This window comes from Candidatus Magnetaquicoccus inordinatus, from assembly GCF_004217665.1.
GTDB classification, from domain to species: Bacteria; Pseudomonadota; Magnetococcia; order Magnetococcales; family Magnetaquicoccaceae; genus Magnetaquicoccus; species Magnetaquicoccus inordinatus.
Genome location: NZ_RXIU01000313.1, coordinates 1 through 2,958, shown reverse-complemented (window position 1 = coordinate 2,958; position 2,958 = coordinate 1). Strand labels below are relative to the sequence as shown.

General features: G+C 52.8%; 4 protein-coding genes. All 4 read right to left on the bottom strand.

Annotated elements, in window-relative coordinates; translation table 11 throughout:
* Positions 1 to 505: DegT/DnrJ/EryC1/StrS family aminotransferase (locus tag EJP87_RS15090; RefSeq protein WP_130472686.1), on the bottom strand; the 505-nt coding region annotated here is incomplete at its 3' end.
* Between the two features lie 3 nt (positions 506 to 508).
* The gene (lysA, locus tag EJP87_RS15085; RefSeq protein WP_130472685.1) at positions 509 to 1,813 is read right to left on the bottom strand and encodes a diaminopimelate decarboxylase; all 1,305 of its coding nucleotides are present in this window, start codon (positions 1,811 to 1,813) and stop codon (positions 509 to 511) included.
* 53 nt (positions 1,814 to 1,866) lie between these two features.
* Positions 1,867 to 2,016 (bottom strand): hypothetical protein, encoded by a 150-nt coding sequence (locus EJP87_RS18035; protein WP_193771435.1) that lies wholly within the window; start codon positions 2,014 to 2,016, stop codon positions 1,867 to 1,869.
* 87 nt (positions 2,017 to 2,103) lie between these two features.
* Positions 2,104 to 2,778 carry a hemerythrin domain-containing protein gene (locus EJP87_RS15080; protein WP_227657677.1) on the bottom strand — a complete coding sequence of 225 codons (675 nt, stop codon included), beginning with the start codon at positions 2,776 to 2,778 and terminating at the stop codon, positions 2,104 to 2,106.
* Positions 2,779 to 2,958: the final 180 nt, after the last annotated feature.

The following is a 2,958-nucleotide window of genomic DNA, read 5'->3' as shown; positions in this document are numbered from 1 at the left end:
AGCGTTTTCCGCGATAGAGAGCCCCAAACGACTGGCAACCATCTTCCACACACCATAAACCATGTTGCTCGGCAAGAGCATTCAAACGAGCAAAATCGGCACATTGGCCATAGAGGCTGACCGGCAATAGCGCTTTGGTACGCGAGGTGATGGCGGAACTCACGCCCTCTGGATCGATATTCAAGGTATCAGGATGCACATCCACAAAGACTGGCGTTGCTCCTACCAAACGAATCACTTCGGCTGTGGCGATAAAAGTAAAGGGAGTGGTGATCACCTCATCACCGGGACCGATACCACGCGCCATCAAGAGTGCCAACAAGGCATCGGTGCCAGAGGAAAAACCCACCGCATGCTCTACCCCGACAAAGTGGGCCAGCTCCTGTTCTAAACGGGCCACTTGTGGACCATTGATAAACTGAGCGGAGTGCATTACCTCCTGGATGGCGGCATCGATTGCCTCTTGATAGGCATGATATTGGGCTTTGAGATCGATAAACTGCATGCTTCAAACTCCCCGATCAGAGGTCGATCCGGCCGTTTGCACCGGAAACAGTGATTCATTCGCCAAGATTTGGGCAATGGTTTCCCGTTGTCTGACCACCGCGAAACGATCGCCACGCACCATTACCTCTGCCACACGGGGCCGAGTATTATAGTTGCTGCTCATGGTAAAACCATAGGCGCCTGCCGAACGCACTGCCAATAGATCCCCCTCCTGAAAGGGAGGCAGCAGACGATCATGGGCAAAAAAGTCTCCCGATTCGCAGATAGGACCGACCACATCGGCCACCCTCTCCTCTTGTCCGAAGCGACGTTCCACCGGTAACAAGGTATGATAGGCGCCATAGAGAGCTGGGCGAATCAGATCATTCATCCCCGCATCCAGGATGATGAACAGCTTTTCCTCACCCTGTTTGATATATTCGACACGGGCAACCAAAACACCGGCATTGCCGGCAATAACCCGCCCAGGCTCAAGAATCAGGCTTCCCTGCCGTGCGGCAAAGGAGCTTGAGGATAACTCGGCAAGCAAAGCATCGGCATAGAGACCGGGATGAGGAGGCAATCGTCCCTCTTCATAGGGAATGCCCAACCCCCCACCCAAATCAAGATAACGCAATAAAATACCCTCTTTTTCCAGGGTATTGAGCAAAAGCAGTACCCGGCGCAAAGCATCGACAAAGGGATCCAATGCCGTCAATTGTGAGCCGATATGGCAATCCAGACCCAACAGCTCCAGATGGGGGAGGCGTGCTGCTTCCCGGTAGAGCGATAAGGCTTGATGGTAAGGAACGCCAAATTTATTGCGGCGCAAGCCGGTGGAAATATGTGGATGGGTTTGCGGATCGACATCGGGATTGATTCGCAGAGCCACAGGAGCTTTGCGGCCCATTTGACCAGCCAAATGGTTGATACGACGCAGCTCGGCCAAAGATTCCACATTGAACAGGCGAATGCCATATTGCAGAGCAGCCTGGATTTCCGCACTGCTTTTGCCCACACCAGAAAAAACGATCCGCTCTCCTGGGCAACCGATCCGCTGCACACGCGCCAGCTCTCCCCCAGAAACAATATCAAAACCGGCACCTTGGCGATATAACGCATCCAACACTGCCAGATTGCTGTTGGCCTTGACAGAAAAACAGATCAGGTGTGGAAAGGAGGCAAAAGCCTGGACAAATACCTGATAATGGTGACAAAGGGTCTGTTCGGAATAGCAATAAAAGGGAGTTCCCACCTCCTGAGCGATGCGCTCCAGGGGAACCTGTTCACAAAACAGCCGATTTTCCCGATAGATAAAATGATCCATGCAATAATCCTGTCACGGGAGTGCCGGAAAAGGTGGCGTCACGATCATGGAGATTATCTCTCCTGGGGCAGATAAGAGGGCCAACGCTCTTCCTTGATGGGGGGTTGACCGGGTAGATTCAGCCCCTCTCTGCCTTTATAGCCGCAGCTCGTCAACAGCCCGACCACCACCACCGTCAGCAACAAACGGAACATCATTGGCATGACCACGACTCCTGAAAAGCGCTGTGTGGAGCTGTTGTTGCATAGGGCAATGCCGTTGGCAACAACAGGCCTTTTTAACAAGGGCGATTACAGCCGTTGAATCTCTTGCAGCAGAGTATCTGCTGGACGCAAGTGCATTTCCGACATGGGATAGAGCATTTGCTCTTCTTTAACATTGTGTTGCTGCATGACAAAGAGCAGGGTTCCTCCTGCTTTCAGCATCAAATCAGGATCAGCGGTTTCGGCAGCCTGCAACATTTGACGCATCAAGCCACGCATTTGCTCATGTTCAGAACGCATGACCATGGTTGGTCCCTGGCGCATGCCGGTTCTGTTTTCAAAAGCGGGAAAGAGTCCATTCTCTTCCATACGAAAATGGTGGGTCATGGCCGCGAGAAACTGCTGGCAAAGCTCTGCCATACGCACGGTATCACCGGCATTGGCAGCATTTTCCGTTTCAGCATAGAGGGCGTCGCAATGGTGATGATCACGGGTAAAAAAGGCGGGAATAGTTTGATTGGCAGCTCCAGCCTGCAAGCGCACCAACTGGACCACGCTATAATCGGGGCCCTCAAAAAGAGGACGCCAATCATATTGACCCCATCGTTGTGCTTGCATACCGGGCAGCAGATCATCCCACTGGGCAGGGGCACGCACGGTCACACTCTGACCGGCGGACAGGCCATCCAAGGCCGTCAACAGTTGTCCCAACCGTTGTTCGGTGGGTACACTGGTTAAATCCAACAAAGGGACAGCAGACATGGTGTTCTCTCTTCGTTGCAGGTTGACAGGTCTTTATCGTGACCCAGAAACCGCGCATTCTAACAAGAACTGACTCAAGCTGCCAGGAATATCGTTATTGAATGGTAACTATTCAGGTTCATGCTGGCTTGCCAGGTCTACCCGGTTTGCGATGACTCGCCAGCTCTACCCCCATGGGGA